The sequence below is a fragment of the Nostoc sp. genome (assembly GCF_041747015.1).
GTDB lineage: Bacteria > Cyanobacteriota > Cyanobacteriia > Cyanobacteriales > Nostocaceae > Nostoc.
The window spans coordinates 1-16097 of sequence record NZ_JBGTFY010000250.1; the positions used below are offsets into that span (position 1 = coordinate 1).

15 protein-coding genes are annotated in these 16097 nt (G+C 40.1%); 8 read left to right on the forward strand and 7 right to left on the reverse strand.

Annotation, left to right across the window (positions count from 1 at the left end; translation table 11 throughout):
* From ACEW80_RS20705 to thiS, 3 genes are all read left to right on the forward strand, one after another.
* Nucleotides 1–169: transposase (locus ACEW80_RS20705; RefSeq protein ID WP_373528408.1), on the forward strand; the 169-nt coding region annotated here is incomplete at its 5' end.
* A 1086-nt stretch (nucleotides 170–1255) separates the two neighbouring features.
* Nucleotides 1256–2311: a thiamine phosphate synthase gene (locus tag ACEW80_RS20710; protein WP_373528396.1), complete on the forward strand. Its 1056-nt coding sequence runs from the start codon at nucleotides 1256–1258 to the stop codon at nucleotides 2309–2311.
* A gap of 60 nt (nucleotides 2312–2371) precedes the next feature.
* Nucleotides 2372–2584 (forward strand): sulfur carrier protein ThiS, encoded by a 213-nt coding sequence (gene thiS, locus ACEW80_RS20715; RefSeq protein WP_373528397.1) that lies wholly within the window; start codon nucleotides 2372–2374, stop codon nucleotides 2582–2584.
* Here the strand turns inward: thiS and blaOXA are convergent.
* Together blaOXA and ACEW80_RS20725 are read right to left on the reverse strand one after the other, a co-directional pair.
* Nucleotides 2581–3441 (reverse strand): class D beta-lactamase, encoded by an 861-nt coding sequence (gene blaOXA / locus ACEW80_RS20720; protein WP_373528398.1) that lies wholly within the window; start codon nucleotides 3439–3441, stop codon nucleotides 2581–2583. The genes thiS and blaOXA overlap by 4 nt on opposite strands.
* Before the next feature lie 125 nt (nucleotides 3442–3566).
* On the reverse strand, nucleotides 3567–4796 hold the full coding sequence (locus ACEW80_RS20725; protein ID WP_373528399.1) for a glycosyltransferase family 4 protein: 1230 nt from the start codon (nucleotides 4794–4796) through the stop codon (nucleotides 3567–3569).
* A 606-nt stretch (nucleotides 4797–5402) separates the two neighbouring features.
* Between ACEW80_RS20725 and ACEW80_RS20730 the strand changes: the two genes are divergently transcribed.
* A complete protein-coding gene (locus tag ACEW80_RS20730) occupies nucleotides 5403–6377 on the forward strand; it encodes a DUF1517 domain-containing protein (protein ID WP_373528400.1) in 975 nt (324 codons plus the stop codon).
* Between the two features lie 169 nt (nucleotides 6378–6546).
* Nucleotides 6547–6756 (forward strand): DUF433 domain-containing protein, encoded by a 210-nt coding sequence (locus ACEW80_RS20735; protein WP_373528401.1) that lies wholly within the window; start codon nucleotides 6547–6549, stop codon nucleotides 6754–6756.
* Here ACEW80_RS20735 and ACEW80_RS20740 read toward each other — a convergent pair.
* The 4 genes from ACEW80_RS20740 to ACEW80_RS20755 all read right to left on the reverse strand — a co-directional run bounded on the left by ACEW80_RS20740 (nucleotide 6751) and on the right by ACEW80_RS20755 (nucleotide 11071).
* Nucleotides 6751–7212: a hypothetical protein gene (locus ACEW80_RS20740; protein ID WP_373528402.1), complete on the reverse strand. Its 462-nt coding sequence runs from the start codon at nucleotides 7210–7212 to the stop codon at nucleotides 6751–6753. The two genes, ACEW80_RS20735 and ACEW80_RS20740, sit on opposite strands and share 6 nt — an antisense overlap.
* 27 nt (nucleotides 7213–7239) lie before the next feature.
* Complete coding sequence (locus ACEW80_RS20745) at nucleotides 7240–9078, reverse strand: SUMF1/EgtB/PvdO family nonheme iron enzyme (protein ID WP_373528403.1); 1839 nt, start codon at nucleotides 9076–9078, stop codon at nucleotides 7240–7242.
* A 322-nt stretch (nucleotides 9079–9400) separates the two neighbouring features.
* Nucleotides 9401–10210 carry an ABC transporter permease gene (locus ACEW80_RS20750; RefSeq protein ID WP_373528404.1) on the reverse strand — a complete coding sequence of 270 codons (810 nt, stop codon included), beginning with the start codon at nucleotides 10208–10210 and terminating at the stop codon, nucleotides 9401–9403.
* A gap of 195 nt (nucleotides 10211–10405) precedes the next feature.
* Entirely contained in the window at nucleotides 10406–11071 is a 666-nt protein-coding gene (locus ACEW80_RS20755) for a DVUA0089 family protein (RefSeq protein ID WP_373528405.1), read from the reverse strand.
* A 1220-nt stretch (nucleotides 11072–12291) separates the two neighbouring features.
* Here ACEW80_RS20755 and ACEW80_RS20760 point away from each other — a divergent pair.
* Complete coding sequence (locus ACEW80_RS20760; protein ID WP_373528409.1) at nucleotides 12292–13377, forward strand: glycosyltransferase family 4 protein; 1086 nt, start codon at nucleotides 12292–12294, stop codon at nucleotides 13375–13377.
* Between the two features lie 238 nt (nucleotides 13378–13615).
* On the opposite strand, the gene ACEW80_RS20765 is transcribed toward ACEW80_RS20760, so the two are convergent.
* Nucleotides 13616–14356, reverse strand: a complete 741-nt coding sequence (locus tag ACEW80_RS20765) for a 2-phosphosulfolactate phosphatase family protein (protein WP_373528406.1) — start codon at nucleotides 14354–14356, stop codon at nucleotides 13616–13618.
* A gap of 302 nt (nucleotides 14357–14658) precedes the next feature.
* Here ACEW80_RS20765 and ACEW80_RS20770 point away from each other — a divergent pair, with 302 nt between their 5' ends.
* Together ACEW80_RS20770 and ACEW80_RS20775 are read left to right on the forward strand one after the other, a co-directional pair.
* Nucleotides 14659–15078, forward strand: coding sequence for a BlaI/MecI/CopY family transcriptional regulator (locus tag ACEW80_RS20770; RefSeq protein ID WP_373528407.1), 420 nt, complete (start codon nucleotides 14659–14661; stop codon nucleotides 15076–15078).
* The gene (locus tag ACEW80_RS20775) at nucleotides 15078–15920 is read left to right on the forward strand and encodes a M56 family metallopeptidase (protein ID WP_373528410.1); all 843 of its coding nucleotides are present in this window, start codon (nucleotides 15078–15080) and stop codon (nucleotides 15918–15920) included. The genes ACEW80_RS20770 and ACEW80_RS20775 overlap by 1 nt, the downstream gene beginning before the upstream one ends.
* The last annotated feature ends 177 nt before the right edge of the window (nucleotides 15921–16097 follow it).

A 16097-nucleotide genomic window follows, 5' to 3' on the forward strand; every position in this document is an offset into this window, starting at 1 on the left:
ACAAACCAAGGGCTTTGTCTTACTCAAAAAACGTTGGGTAGTGGAGCGCACTTACGGTTGGTTGATGGGCTGTCGGCGATTAGTCAGAGATTATGAGTTATTGCCCGAAACATCTGAGACTTTTATCTACCTTGCCATGATACGTATTATGGTAAGGCGACTGTCTTAATTTTTGACCTCCTAAAACTTTTAAAACACCCTCTTAGAGAGTATTATGATGATAATATTACCCACATATTGACCGATTGACGATTTTTAATACGTAGTAATAAAAGAAAAGATTAGGGACTACCAAGAGGTAGGGAACAGGGTTAGCCCTGTCAAAGTGACATAATCTCGTTTTCATGCTCTGCATAGGAACGGGATCATCTAAGTTTTTACAATAAATTGAAAATAATCTTCTGTTAATTGGTTTTTAATTATTGCTCTTTTAGTCCCTCTATTTAATCATTAAAAAAAACTTTTTATTTTGATGTTTGTTTTTTGATTTTTCCCAGCTTTATGAATTATTATATTAGCTAAAATATCTGTTAGTTTTTTTTATAAAAAATCTTTAGTCAATCTTTTATATCTGACAAAGATTTTCTTATAAGTTGTTTTTTGGATTTGCTTTGTTCGTATTTTCCAGTCTACAAACTAATCCTATAATTTCCCTAACTTAAGCAGTGGTTTAGCTGTAGGCATTCAGGGCTATTTCATTCTCATCTAGCCCGCCTCAAAATGAATTCTGAGTCTAATAGCGAAAGTCGTCTAAAGACGACTGAAAAAAGGTTATAGTCCGTTTTAACGGACTTTAGCTATAAGAAAAGGAACTTTAGTTCTGGGCGGTTTATGCCTAGAATGAAATAGCCCTGGTAGGCATTGGAATGATTGTAGCTAATTGCTTGATATCAAAATACTTAACTAGGCGAGGATCAAACAATCCTCCATTTAAGTAGTCAAGATTAGCTTGTATTTGCCGTGCTATTCCTTCTGTCCACTGTCGAATTTTTGGTATATTCGCTCTTCCCATCTCTTTGTAAGTTTGTCGTTTACTGTAAAATAATAGACTAACCTCAGTGCTAAACTGTAGCCTCAAACTACCCTGATCACTGCCTATAGAAACATGGGATAATTTACCGTAACTCTTACTACTACGTTGTATCGCGTAGATATCCAGTAAAAATCTAGTAAAAAAAAGCAAATTAATTAACTTATGGTTACTAGGATATATGATAAGTCACATTTCGATGAAAGCACTAACGGGGTTGTTGTAATGGTCGAGCCATACAGCCAAAAAGAGCAAATACAGCAAGTTGTTTACCGTATTTTAGATGCTAATTTAGATCGCGCTCGTGAGGGCTTGCGAATCATTGAGGAATGGTGTCGCTTTGGGTTGAATAATGCCCAGTTGACTCTTGAATGCAAGCGTCTACGCCAAGAGGTAGCTAAGTGGCATACCTCGGATTTGCGATCGGCGCGAGATACACCAGGTGATCCTGGGACTGAATTAACCCATCCTCAGGAAGAACAACGAGCTAGTATCAAATCGGTGTTGCAAGCTAACTTTTGCCGCATAGAAGAAGCATTGCGGGTGTTGGAAGAATACAGCAAGCTTTACCAGCCTAATATGGCTAAAGCTTGTAAGCAGATGCGCTATCAGGTTTATACCCTAGAAACTAGTTTAATGGGTTATCAGCGCCATCAATTGTTGTGGCGATCGCATTTGTATCTTGTTACTTCCCCTAGTGAAACTTTGTTAAACACTGTGGAAGCTGCACTCAAAGGTGGATTAACGCTCTTACAATACCGCGACAAAACCGCTGATGATTCTTTGCGTCTGGAACAAGCTAGAAAACTTCGGCAGTTATGTCACATCTACGGTGCTTTGTTCATGGTTAACGATCGCGTGGATCTAGCTTTGGCAGTCGATGCAGATGGAGTGCATCTAGGACAAAATGATATGCCCATTGCTGTTGCTCGGCAATTACTCGGTTCGCAGCGTTTGATAGGTCTTTCTACCACAAATAAAGAAGAAATGCAAGGAGCAATTGCTGAAGGTGTAGATTACATTGGGGTAGGGCCAGTTTATGAAACTCCCACAAAAGTAGGTAAGGCAGCAACAGGTTTAGAATATGTCAGCTATGCTGCCAAAAATTGCCCAATTCCCTGGTTTGCGATTGGGGGAATAGATGCAAATAATATCAATGATGTGATCGATGCCGGAGCTGAACGTGTAGCGGTGGTGCGATCGCTCATCCAAGCCGAACAGCCTACCCTCGTCACACAGTATTTGCTCTCCCAGCTTAATCGCATTAAACCAGAGCTTTAAAGAGTCATTAGTCATTTGTGTAACCAATTCCCAATTCCCAATTCCCCATTCCCTACATTTATGTCTAATGAGATTACCATTCAGGTAAATGGGGAAACCCATCGCTGCTTATTTCAAACTTCTTTACCCGATTTGCTCCAAGAGTTGGGTTTTAATCCCCGCTTGGTGGCTGTAGAATATAATGGCGAAATTTTACATCGCCAGTTTTGGACGCAAACAAAAGTGCAGTCAAGCGATCGCTTAGAAGTAGTAACCATCGTTGGTGGTGGTTAGTTGATTTGAGCTAGCAAGCCCAAATCCTTCAGGCTGCGTCGTGTAATTTCGATCCGAGTGGGTGCATCTTCTGCTTTATCCATATCAAGGGTTGTGGCGAAAAAGTAGACGTTTTTGTTTTGCTCTAAATAACCCACAAACCAACCAACCTTTGGCTTGCTACTCGTTAACCATCCCGTTTTTCCCCGCAGTGTGTAGTCTGGAGTTTGTTCACGTACCATAATGTCTTTGACAAGATTTATTGTCCGTTGGGAGAAAGGCAAATCGCCTTGATATAACCGTTGCAAAAACTTAATTTGCTCTTTGGGTGTAATTTGCAATGGCTTTTGTAGCCAAAAACGATCAATGTCTGCGGCTATGCCAATCTGACGGTTCCCGTAACCTACTTTGTTAATAAATTGCTGCATCCTTTCAGATCCAATTTTACGTGCCAATACTTGATAGAACCAAACAGTTGAATCCTTAAAGGCTTGACGCAAATTCGTGTCATGATTCCAAGCATCAATTTCTCGGTGAATTCCATCCCAAGTGAGAACCGCCACATCATCAGCAACTACACCTGTTTCTATCGCCACTAGCGAGTTAAAAATTTTGAATGTCGAAGCTGGAGCAATCGCAGTTGCATTACGTTGAGTATTGTGTTCATAGATGCGGTTATTTTTTGAGTCATAAATCAAGATAGAGCCTTCACGCCCGAATTCTTGAAAGTGTCGCTCCAAATTTGGCGCTTTAACAGTGAGCATTGCTGGACGTTCAGATGGGGTTGAAGCAGGTTGAGCGAGAACATACATTGTCCCAAAGGTAATCACACTCAATACAGCCAGACATCCAATAACTGTAAAGACAAGTGATTGCATTCGGCGCTTTGCGTAACGCTGAAGGGATTGTTCTAGGCGAAACAAGATATTTTTCATTGTATATTTAATGGAATTACAAGCGAGATTCTACACCGGTTTTAGCGATCGCTTGATCTGCATTCATCTCACAAAATCGCGTTTATTGCCTCTGATTTGTACAGCGCTCGGTGAAGGGTTCTACGCTTGGCTAATTCTTTACCTTTGCGACCGAGTTGTTCGCGTAGTTGCTGGTCTTTACACAATCGATTGAAAGCTTGGAAAACTTCATAACCAGAATTGGGATTAACTAATATGCCGTTTTCCTCGTGCTGAACTGTGTCTAAAACACCACCTAACCGAGGGGCAATTACAGGTTTACCGAAGTAACTTGCTTCTAAATAAACCATACCAAAACCTTCCATACTATTAGGTTTAGTATCCAATAAAGTCAGCATGGCAAATATATCGCAAGCTGCATAATAACCGGCTAATTCGCGCTCTGGTACATAACCAGCAAAGTGGACGCGCTTATCTACCCGCAAACGATGCGCCAGAGATTTCAGTTCCGATTCACTTGATCCTTGACCGCAAAGTATATAGTGGACATCGACCCCAAAAGTCATCAATAGTGGGATATTATCAATAACTAGGTCAAAACCTTGATGTTTTACTAGCCTTCCTATGGAGAGAATAACTATTGCTGTTTCGGGAATGTTGTATGTTTGACGCACGCGGACACGCAAATCATCAAGGTTATTGGGACTTGCTACATTGCCAAATTTTTCTGGTCTGATTACTGGGTTAATGACGTGGGTAGGAGTATCTAATCGCAGAGCAGTTCTGAGATAGTCTTGTGTATAAGAACTGTTACATACAATACCTTCGGCTCGTTTGAGTGTTAGTTTGAATAGCGATCGCAGCACGGGATTGTGTAAAGTACAAAGAAGATCATTGCCGTGCAGATAGATGAAAAAGCGAATAGGTAAGAAATAGCTCAATAATAACAGCGAAGGAAAGTCATAGCCGTGACCCCACTCTATATAACGGTAGTGATAGCGAAAATAAAGTTTGATTGCTAAGACAAATGAGCAAACAATATTGACCAAAGGCTTTAAGATACTTCCGAGAAAGCCACTATGCCAGTATTTAGGATAAGACCAGCGATATATGGGAAACTGTTGACCTTGATCAAATACTTTATCTCCTGAGCAACTAGCCGTTAGTACAATAACTCTTTCTGGATCTTGGAGACAGCGATTGTAAATATATTCTCCAATTACAGCTTCTTTCGGCAGGAAGATCCGGGATATGACTAGGATATCTGGATATGCAGTTTCGTCTCTGATTTCAGCTGTTAGTTGAGAAATATGTTCCATAATAAAGTTGACGACTATATTTCAAATAATTTTTAATTTATTTACAATTAAGGTTACTTTCAAAGTCCCAATTACTATTTTATTTCTTTTAAAAGGAATGTGGTAGACAAATTTGAAGCCGATTTTAGAAGATTAGCCATGAAGATTGTTTTTTTATTGTGTTGATTTTATTTTTGCTGCCAATTTCTCACTAATTGAAAATTTCTGTGCATGATGAACAATAAATAAAAGCTGGCACTTGTACTTAAATTACTCAGTGAACTGTTGCAAAAATTACTAAATCTAGCTACTTTTAGTATAATATCCTGAATCGTCTGTATAATTCAGAACTCTAGCCTGAAAGTGCTAGTCCAAAACATAGCAACAATTGCTTGAACGCAAATTCATGTGATGATAAACATATCTTAAGGTACGGTTCCCCAGTGGAGAAATCCCTCCTGCGATCGCTACCTACCCAAGATAAGACGCGGTAAATTAAATATGTAGCCTCTAAAACTGAATGCTACAAACTTGCTTGTTAGAGTCTGGCGTTAGCGACATACCGCAACACTCCTACAAGCATCAAGAAGAAATCATAAATAATCCTGTTTGTCAAGCAATTGTATTATGCGTAAAAAACTACAACAAACCATCAAACCGCTGTTAAAAACCTTCTTAGCTCTAAGCCTAGTGTTAGCTTTGGCTTTTGGTCACGCCGATGGAGCATTAGCTGCCCGTAGTGGAGGTAGAATCGGTGGTGGCTCCTTTAGAGCGCCTTCCAGCAGCCGTACCTATGCACCTCGTGGCGGGGGCGGATACTATCCTGGTGGTGGCTTTGGTGGTGGCGGTTTTGGCTTTCCCTTCCTAATTCCTTTCTGGGGAATTGGGGGAGGATTTGGTGGTATATTTTCCATCTTAATCTTCTTAGCGATCGCTAACTTTCTATTACAAACTTTCCGCCGCGTCTCTAGCGGTGAAACTGGAGAAGCAGATTACAGCAGTAACTCTCCTGTTTCTGTAACTCGTTTGCAAGTAGGTTTGTTAGCTCAAGCCCGTGAATTGCAAAATGAACTCAACCACATTGCTGAAACTGCTGATACTAACACCCCAGAGGGGAGAGCAGAAATTCTGCAAGAAGCCAGCCTAGCTTTACTGCGCCATCCAGAATACTTTGTATATGCAGGTGGTGGCACTCAACAAGCTAGTTTAAATTCAGCTGAAAGTCAGTTTAATCGCCTGTCATTAGCAGAACGCAGCAAATTTAGCGAAGAAACTCTTTCTAACGTCAATAATCAGTTAAAAGCAGCCCTTGCCAAAGATGCTTTACCCCCGGCTGGTGAACTCGACAACCCCACCCGTCTAATTACCGAAGGTGCTGGTGAATACATTATCGTCACCTTGTTGGCGGCGACATTAGGTAAGTTTCAAATCCCAACAGCTATTAACAGTGTTGATGAATTGCGTCAAGCTTTGCGGCAAATTGGTAGCCTCCCCAGTGAAAAACTTCTGGCAATTGAAGTTCTTTGGACTCCGCAAGCTGAAGGTGATACCCTCACATCTGATGATGTATTAGCAAATTATCCTGATTTGAGATTGGTTTAATCAGTTGACATCTGAAGTGCGAAAGCGAATTAATCAATTGCAAGGTTAAACCAAACAATTAAGTCTAATAAAGCGTTGTGCTACAAATACAACGCTTTTTATTTTGTTACTGACCAGCAAAGAATTTAGAGGCGATATACTGGACGAAAAAATAGCAAAAACAAAGATTATGATTACTTTATTCCAAAGTCCTGTACATTCAGATCCAGAAGTCATGGGCGGGACTTTAGTATTCCGAAATACGAGAGTCCCAGCCCAATCGCTTCTTGAGTATTTAGATGACGGATTTTCTCTAGAAGATTTTTTGGACAATTTCCCATCTGTCACTCGTGTAGATGCGGTGAATTTTCTGAAACTTGCTCGTGAACATAATTCATAGACTTGTTCTAATCCACCAGCTTATTTTCTCCAAATTAGTACTTATTTCATCCCAAAAACTTGCTGATTCGTCTGCTTCTTTTATTGTTTCAAAGGTTTTATATATGCAGTCGAAGTTTTTTTGAATCAACTGTTTATCTAGTTTAGGAATATCTAATTTAAGATATTTTAGACGGTTAGGTAACTCTACTTTATCCTTTGTCTGCAAGTTGGTAATATTATCAATTTGTTCTAAAATTTTGTCTATTGATGCAATTGCTTCTTCCAAGCTCGGCTTTTTAGCTTGTAATTGTAAATCTTTTTCTTCAAATCTTTCTTCTTGATTACCTAACTTTACTATGACTATTTTAACCAAGAAAATATTGTAATCTACCTCACTTACTTCACCCACTTCCTTGTGAGATTTTCCACTTTTATTTATAAATACTATGTCACCTTTCTCAATTTTATCGTTCATAATTTATACAACTTCAATATAAAATTGCTAAATAATCTCTTCTACGGAAAATACTACTCTAAAACCACAAATTCTCAGTCCACCGTCTGACTCATTCCAGCTACGACTGGCGCTGCGACAAAGTTCTGCACCGAAACTCCAAGAACCACCGCGTAGAACCCGGCGATGTATATCACCGCCAACTTGCCAAGCTGTTCCATCTAAAGGCGCGTCGTTATAATTGTTGTGCCACGAATCAGCACACCATTCCCAAACTAGCCCGTGCATATCGTACAATCCAAAAGCGTTAGCGACTTCAAAACTGCCGACGTTTGTTGTTTCTTTACGAAATTTGTTCTTTGGTTCAACATCGCAACTGACTAACTCAGAGGTAATTGTTTCGCCAAAGTGGAAGAATGTTGTAGTTCCAGCACGACAAGCATATTCCCATTCAGCTTCACTCGGTAAACGATAGTCGCGTCCAGTTTTTTCTGATAGCCTGAGACAGAATTCTACAGCCTCATACCAAGATACATTTTCCACTGGTCTATCTAGACCTTTAAATTTTGATGGATTGGGATTTAAGATTTGTTTGACTTTGGGTAAAGCTGCTACTACTCTCCACTGTGCTTGAGTTACAGGAAATTTTCCCATAAAAAATGGTTCAACGGTAACTTGATGTCGAGGACGTTCGTCATCATCTCCTTCAAACTCTTGTGAACCCATCATATATGTACCACCAGGAATCGATACCATTTCTAATGTGACAGACTTACCCAATTCTTCGGCAAAGAAGTTTGCATTACAGGTTATGCGGTTCACTTCTCTACCACCTGTGTCTACTGTCACTACGTCAAATTCAAAAATTTCTAAGGAGAGTAATGATACTATTACTTTTTGTGGTAGCGGCGGTAATCTAGGTTGAGACATCGAAACAATTTTTAGAGCAACAGGTTCAATGTTCGATGTTATAAACTTCAAATCGTTGATAACTTCTATTGCTGTTTGATACCTTTCACTGGGTAGATGTTTTAGTAATTTATCTAAAATTTTACCTAAATCGTCGCTGATAGCAATACCTTTTTCCTCTAACCGTTCGCGCCACAACCACTTAGCATTCATGGCATCATAAATAGGGTCATTAATTTGTCCAGAAGTATCCTGTGAAGGCAAACATTGAGTTAAAAGACGCACGCAAGTTACACCCAAAGCATACAAATCACTAGCGTGACAGGCAAATCCAGCCATTTGTTCAGTTGGGGCATAACCAAGGGTATAAATTACTGTAGCTTGTCTTCCCAAACTGGTTTTTGTTACCTGTTTAGCACCGCCAAAGTCAATTAATACAGGTTTTTCATCACTTGTACGGCGGATAATATTTTCTGGTTTGATATCACGATGAATGACGTTATGAGTATGAATAAATTCAATAACTGGCAATAAATCAGCTAATAGTTTCCAAATTTGTTTTTCACCATAGGTTTGTTGCTGAACTTCTTGTAAGAGAGTTTTTCCCTGAATAAATTCTTGTACGAGATACAAGCTCGTACCTTGTTCAAAATAAGCTAGTAATCTGGGAATTTGGGTATGATTTTCTCCCAGTTCATACAACCTAAAAGCTTCTTCTTTAAAAAATTCCGCTGCTTTGGTGCGTTGTCCTGTTCCCTGAAATTGTGGGAAAAATTGCTTAATGACGCAAGGGGCATTTAGTCTGTCTACGTCTTCTGTTGCATAAGTTCTGCTAAACCCACCTTCACCTAAAAGTCTTAAGACGCGATAACGGTTTCTGAGAAGTTTGCCAAAGTTGCTTTGTCCGCAACTCACGCAAAATCTATTGCCATCAGAGTTGAATGGATTTGAACAATTGGGATTTTGGCAGATTTGCATAATGAGGAGGAAATAGCATCTTCTCCAAAGTTAGCCCCAATATTATCTAATTGAAAAGAGTGATGTAGAGAAGCGAACACGGAATTTTTTCCATGTGCTTAAAACTCTGTTTTGCACTAGGACAAAAGCATAGTTAAATTCTATTTATTTACTTATTTATACTAAGAGGTAATGTTAGCAAAAGGTATGGCAACATTACTATGATATTGGTAAGTTATGGCAAGCTTAATGCACACTACATTTTAATATAGCTGTTGTTCACTATCCAAAAAAGTTCGCAGATAACTAAATCATCCATAATTGTTATTGCCGATCGCAAATCTTATTTTAAGCTTTTATTCTCTCCAGCAACACGAATTAATTCAGCTATAAGTGCAACGATCGCAGATACTGAAATCAGCATCACACTCAGAGCATTAATATCAGGCTTGACTCCGGTTCTAATCCGGCTAAAAATTTCCATTGGCAAGGTGTTAGAACCGCTACCAGCTGTAAAACTGGCAATGAGAAAGTCGTCTAAGCTGAGGACAAAAGCCAAGAGACAACCAGCGACAATCCCAGGCATTAATTGAGGTAATAATACTTTGATAAATGCTTGCATTGGTGTAGCGCCTAAATCTAGTGCTGCTTCTTCTAAGTGAGGATCTAAATTAGTCAGGCGTGAAGCAACTACAAGTCCAACGTAGGCGAGACAAAACACCACATGGGCTGCAACTATTGTCCACAAACTTAAAGGTATTGCAAAGGCTGCTAGACACACTAGGGTAGCCACTGCGATCGCAATATCGGGAATAATTAATGGTAGGTAAGCAACACCACGATACAATTTCTTACCAGGAAATTCGTAACGCGCTAACCCAACCGCCATTAAGGTTCCTAGCACTGCTGAAATTGCCACAGCACAACCAGCAACGATCATACTGTTTTGCAAAGCTGATAAGATGCGATCGTCATTGAATAACTTGCCATACCAATCGAGAGTGAATCCTTGCCAAGTTGCACTGTAGGGCGACTGATTGAAGCTATAAAAGGCAAGTACCACTATGGGCAGGTACATGAATACAAATATCAGCAGTGAGAAAACCGCCTGCCATGAGACACGCGGTTTTTTGAGAGATGAAGAGATATTCACGTTTATATTTAATTTTTATTGATAACAACAATGAATATCATATTTTATGTAATAAGTCAATGATTTAACTCTCTTCTCTAGCCCTTTCAAGGTGACTTATAAAATTTCTTTTTTCTTTCTGTGCCTGTACTGTTTAAAAGTAATTTCTTTAACCACAGAGGCACGGAGAACACAGAGATAAGAGGAATTATTGTATTAGCTAACCATCTCGCTGATAGGTTTAGAGAAACGGGTATTTGATGCTAGGCTCTTTCTGGCTTTTCTCATCAAGCCCAAAGCTAGTAGCCCACCCACTGCGGGAATTGTCGCACCTCCTGGGATGTCGAAGGGAACGGCAGCAGAATTAATGACTGTATAAGATGATTCGTCTGCGTTTACAATATGGAATCTCCAGAATGCTTCTGACGGTGAACTAAAGTTTTGTATTTCTAAGGAGTCATACTGAAAACCCTGGCTAAGGTTAGTTCCGTTTGCAAAGTTGGGAAAAGCTGTAAGGCTAGCTTTATAACTACCTGCATTTAAAACTTGTGTGAAATAGGTATCAAGAGGATTAAGGTTATATGATACACCGTTAGATACACCACTTGTCTGACCTCCATCGTCTTGTTGGATGATCAGGTTTCCTGCACTGTCCCAAACTGCTAGAATTGGGTCGAAACCTCCTTCCCGCACTGAGGAGGAAAAGACTGTGACACTTTGAGTTTGTGCTATGCTAAAGTCAAATAATAGTACTTGGTTTCGGTTGTCCAGATTTCCAGTAAAAGTGAAGTCTAGTGCATGTGCAGAAGAGGGGAAAGCAGCTATGCTAAAAGCCGTAGCAGTTACAGCACCAACTAATATTGAAAGACGAGAAAAATTCATAGAAACTCCTAACTCCCATTAATTAAAAATTAAAAACAATCAAGACCAAGACAGCACATAAAAGAGCAGTAACAGGAAGCCTAATTCTTTCTAAAAACAAATGTTTTCAGCTTTTATCGCTACAATCCGCGTGTCTATTTGGTTCTCTATTGAATTTTGTACATCCTAGCCAACAAAAAGATGTATGTCCAATGCTTTATAAAAAGTAACTTAAAATATACTTAGATAAGTGCAACAATTGAGTGGTGGTCACTGAGCTTTGTCGTTGGCGCAGCCTCTCGTAGAGAAGTGCGGGTCTGAATTGCCGACTAATTGATTCTGAATTCTTCTTCAACTCTCGTCTCTAGCCCTTTTCTATAAGGGTATAGAGAGACAATAGCGCGTGATATACCCAAAGAGTAAGTCGAATGTCATTTTGGTTGCGAAAAACACCGAAATGATTAAGTCGAATGCCATTTCGAGTAAGTCAAATGTCATTTTGAGTAAGTCATAGGTCATTTTGCTTGCGGAAAACACCGAAATGAGTAAGTCAAATACTATTTTGAGTAAGTCGAATGCTATTTTGCTTGCGGAAAACACCAAAATGAGTAAGTCAAATGCCATTTTGAGTAAGTCGAATGCTATTTTGTGAAAGTATTTAAGTATGACGTTTCAGGCTTGTATTAATCATTCTTTGATGGTAAATAGACACGCTTACGACAGATGTGGTTTTTCAAATCATCTATATTTGGTATTCGCTGTCAATGCGTAAATCTTACAAACTACTCTATTTGACAAAAATCTACCCTTTTAGCGGCTACAGATTATCTTTAGAGTACGGAAAGCCGCCCAAAAAGTAACTACGCAGTTTATTCTTTAATTAACATTTATAAATAAAATAATTGACAGGCGATATTAGAGGTTTTTCGCCCATTATCACGATTTAACTGAGATTTTAACGATTCTATAAAATTCCTATTTATAAAATAATCTATATTTAAAATTGCACTAGACCATACAAAAATTAATAAACTAGAATGTATTTACGTCTTTAGGAGTGGGTAATTTCCGTACTAAGATAGACAAAAAATATAGAAGTAAGAGCATAAGATTTGAAGACAATTGTGAATAAGTTTAGCATCTGAAGTTACTTTCTGAATCCAGAGTGAATAAATTACAAGCACTAGAATTGCAGAAAGAAAAAACTTCTAATTCAAGTTTTATTTGTTAGGAGGTTTATGATGAGAATTGCTCAAATAGCTCCATTGTGGGAGAGAGTTCCACCGCCAGCTTATGGTGGTATCGAGTTAGTAGTTGGGTTACTCACCGATGAATTAGTCCGACGCGGACACGAAGTAACTTTGTTTGCATCGGGAGATTCTATTAGTCTGGCAACACTAACGTCAGTTCATCCCCGTGCCCTCAGACTCGATTCTACTATCAAAGATTACAGCATTTACGAGATGCTGAATATAGCTTCGGTGTATGAACGCGCAGAAGAGTTTGATATTATTCACTCCCATATCGGACATGGGGCACTTGCTTACGCGAATCTTGTCAAAACCCCTACGATTCACACGTTGCACGGTATTTTTACCCCTGACAACGAAAAGATGTTTAGTTTTGGCAAAAAACAACCCTATGTCAATATTTCCGATTCACAACGAGAACCAAGGTTAGGGTTGAATTCTGTAGCAACGGTCTACAACGGGATTGATGTTAGCAGTTATGAGTTTCACGCCCAACCAGAAGAGCCGCCATACCTGGCGTTTTTGGGTCGGATGTCTCCAGAGAAGGGAGCGCACTTAGCAATAGAAATTGCAAAACTTGCTGGTTGGCATTTGAAAATGGCAGGTAAGGTGGATGCCGTTGATGTGGAATACTTTGAAAAGGAAATTAAACCGCACGTTGACGGGAAGCAAATTGAGTATTTGGGTGAAGCCAACCACGTGCAAAAAAATGCTCTGATGGGAGGTGCAGTAGCAACTCTATTCCCCATCACTTGGCGAGAACCCTTTGGATTGGTGATGATTGAGTCAATGGCTTCGGGTACGCCAGTGATTGCGATGAAATTGGGGTCTACTGAAGAGGTAATTGACCACGGCAAGACGGGTTTCCTCTGCAATAATATTCAAGAGTGCATTAGTGCTATTGACCAAGTAACACAGTTAGACCGTTATGCCTGTCGTCAGTATGTCGAAAACCTGTTCAGCGTTGAACACATGACTGATGGCTATGAGGCGGTTTATCAACAATTAATCGGAGAACGATTTTCTCAGAATGGGCATCTTCGCAGTTTGATTAGTTTAGGTAGCGATCGCATTTAAACATCATTCATGTGGTTTTGCAGCCTTTTCCTCGTTTGTTATATAGTCCCCTCATTTCCTTTGATTCCCAGCCAGAAAACCAGTTATAAATTATCTCATAACAAACGAGTAAAAATTATTATCAGTTCTTCTGCTTTTACTCCTTGCGAAGCTAAAATCAGACAACGCGACCTCTGACGCACTTGATAATGTCAGCTTTGACAATAAGTTCGTTCCAGCAACTTACATCCTCCAGTCCCTATTTTGTTTGACTTTTTAATACTCCCTTTTCTTGTTGTATCGGCAAGACATCTAAGACATCGGTTTGAGAACAGTACTTTAAATCTTCTTGACATTCAAGGCGTAATAGTCGTTTGCCATGACTTGCTAGGTGAAGTAATCCTAATAAGTTATCTTGCCACTGAGAGAAAAGAGCGATCGCACTAATTACTTCATCATTACCAGCTAATTCTAAGAGTGAAAACTGAGTTTGCTGCATCAGACTATGAGCGATCGCACCTGCACAAACTGTATCCTCTAAAGAATAACTGCCTTCCCAGCCTGAGCCAACAATCCACACTGTCTCTGGTTGCTTTTCTTTGAGAAATTGCACTACTGCTGCTCGGTTAATCAAAGCTGCTGCGATGACATTTGGGGAGTCTTGTACTCGTTGTAAAGCACGAGTCCCATTTGTGGTGCTGATAAACAAACGTCGGCCTTCCACCAATTCTCGTGTGCAGTCAAGGGGAGAGTTACCCAACTCAAAGCCAGCGACTTTAGCACCGCCGCGTTCTCCAGCTCGCAGACGTTTTTCGGGAGGCCATTTTTCGCTAACTTCGATTAGTTGCTCTAAATCGCTGAAAACTTGTACAGCTTCACCTCCAGCGGCCAAGACAGTCGCTATTGTGCTAGTGGCTCGCAAAACATCGACTGCGATCGCACATTCGGGTGCTTCATCCGTGGGAGTTAATTCCGGGGTATGGTATACAAATAGCTTCACGCGCTGGATACACCTGCTTTAATACTACTGTCGCAAATAACATTTTACCTAGTTAGTGTCACCAACTATAGTCACAATTACTCCCAGAGCATTTTTTTGCATCAAAATGCCAGATGTAACCCATTTAATATATAAATACTTAAAAAGTCCATTTTTATGCCTTTAGACTTTCAGACTTGCTGACTATCTTGTAACCTAAAACAAGAACACACCTTACTAAATGGGGAAAAAGTTACAGCTTCAAAGTTACAGCGCCAAGGAACGGATATTCACTCATTCCCCCACTCCCCATCAAAATTGCTATGGCACCTTTACCCGACTACCGCCCTAAACAACTATCGCTAGGCCCGTTGGAAGCGGAAATTTTAAATATTATCTGGGAACTTGGTTCAGTTACAGTCAAGGATGTACACGATCGCATTTTGGCTGATCCTAACCGCGAATTAGCTTATACTTCTGTAACTACCGTTCTGCGTCGCCTCACTGATAAAGGTTGGCTAGCCTGCAACAAGAAAGAGCGAGCATTTTATTGGCAGCCATTGTTAAGCAAGCAACAAGCAGATATCATCAAAGCTCATGAGCAGTTACAGCGATTTCTGGCAGTGGGTAATCCTGATGTGATTGCAGCCTTCGCTGATAGTCTAGATGAAGCAGCTAGTGAGCAAATAGCAGCGATCGCTAAACGCATTCAATCTGCACGCCAAGCCAGGGAGGAAGAATGATGCATTTTATAATGATTTTGATTGCTTTGACAATTGCCTGGTGCTTAAGATCCTCCTGGAGAGAACCCCAAGGCAATTGGAGTTTGCGGTGGCGGCGATCGCTATTTTTGTTTCTCTTCCCGCCTCTGTTAATATTCATGACAGCGATCGCTCTGCTGTTTATGAGTCCCCAAGGCAAAATGGGCGGGATGTACACAGGCTCAATCAGCTATTTACTAGCATTAATTTATCTGGCATTTGTTGCCATTTCATGCATCAAACTTGCTTTCCAAGGTTGGCAATCTGTAGAATCTGCCCGTAACTGCCCTCTAGTGAATGTTGGGGATAGACAAGCGAGGTTACTGCAAACAGGCGCGTTGTTTGCGGGTCAAATTGGTTTTTGGCAACCAGAATTAGTGATTAGCCAAGGATTAGTGCAAACTCTCTCACCTGTTCATATAGAAAGCGTCTTAGCCCATGAGCAAGGGCATTACTATTACAGGGATACATTCTGGTTTTTCTGGCTGGGTTGGATGCGTTTCTGCACGGCATGGTTGCCAAATACAGAACCTTTGTGGCAAGAACTGTTAGTATTGCGCGAACTTCGTGCTGATGGTTATGCAGCCTTACGGGTAGACCCTCTGGTGCTAGCGGAATCACTTTTATTAGTAGTTAGTACCAGTCCTGTGTTATCAGAAATTTGCTGTGCTGCATTGGGTTCATCTAACAAAGGCGAGCGTTTAGAGCAGAGAATCGAAGCCCTATTAGCACCACCAGAACCAACCCCAGAAGCTCAACTGCAATCTTGGCATAACTTTCTGTTAGCGTTCTTGCCTTTAGTGGCTGTAATATTTCATAGCTAAGTTTAACAAAACAGAATTTAGGAGCCAAAATTCAGAACTCTATACTTTTGCAGTTTTTACTATTTGTGGATGAGTAATAATACTCATGGCATGAGAAGAGGATTTCTTTAAAAACTAGTTCACTAACGCGTCGGACTAGTTATTTTTTTTACATAACTAGGTTGTTTCACACTTAAT

Bases quoted from the DNA above. Each gene is read 5' to 3' on its own strand.
- ACEW80_RS20710 (WP_373528396.1), top strand. From the start codon at position 1,256: ATGGTCGAGCCATACAGCCAAAAAGAGCAAATACAGCAAGTTGTTTAC.
- thiS (WP_373528397.1), top strand. From the start codon at position 2,372: ATGTCTAATGAGATTACCATTCAGGTAAATGGGGAAACCCATCGCTGC.
- blaOXA (WP_373528398.1), bottom strand. From the start codon at position 3,441: ATGCAATCACTTGTCTTTACAGTTATTGGATGTCTGGCTGTATTGAGT.
- ACEW80_RS20725 (WP_373528399.1), bottom strand. From the start codon at position 4,796: ATGGAACATATTTCTCAACTAACAGCTGAAATCAGAGACGAAACTGCA.
- ACEW80_RS20730 (WP_373528400.1), top strand. From the start codon at position 5,403: ATGCGTAAAAAACTACAACAAACCATCAAACCGCTGTTAAAAACCTTC.
- ACEW80_RS20735 (WP_373528401.1), top strand. From the start codon at position 6,547: ATGATTACTTTATTCCAAAGTCCTGTACATTCAGATCCAGAAGTCATG.
- ACEW80_RS20740 (WP_373528402.1), bottom strand. From the start codon at position 7,212: ATGAACGATAAAATTGAGAAAGGTGACATAGTATTTATAAATAAAAGT.
- ACEW80_RS20745 (WP_373528403.1), bottom strand. From the start codon at position 9,078: ATGCAAATCTGCCAAAATCCCAATTGTTCAAATCCATTCAACTCTGAT.
- ACEW80_RS20755 (WP_373528405.1), bottom strand. From the start codon at position 11,071: ATGAATTTTTCTCGTCTTTCAATATTAGTTGGTGCTGTAACTGCTACG.
- ACEW80_RS20760 (WP_373528409.1), top strand. From the start codon at position 12,292: ATGAGAATTGCTCAAATAGCTCCATTGTGGGAGAGAGTTCCACCGCCA.
- ACEW80_RS20770 (WP_373528407.1), top strand. From the start codon at position 14,659: ATGGCACCTTTACCCGACTACCGCCCTAAACAACTATCGCTAGGCCCG.
- ACEW80_RS20775 (WP_373528410.1), top strand. From the start codon at position 15,078: ATGCATTTTATAATGATTTTGATTGCTTTGACAATTGCCTGGTGCTTA.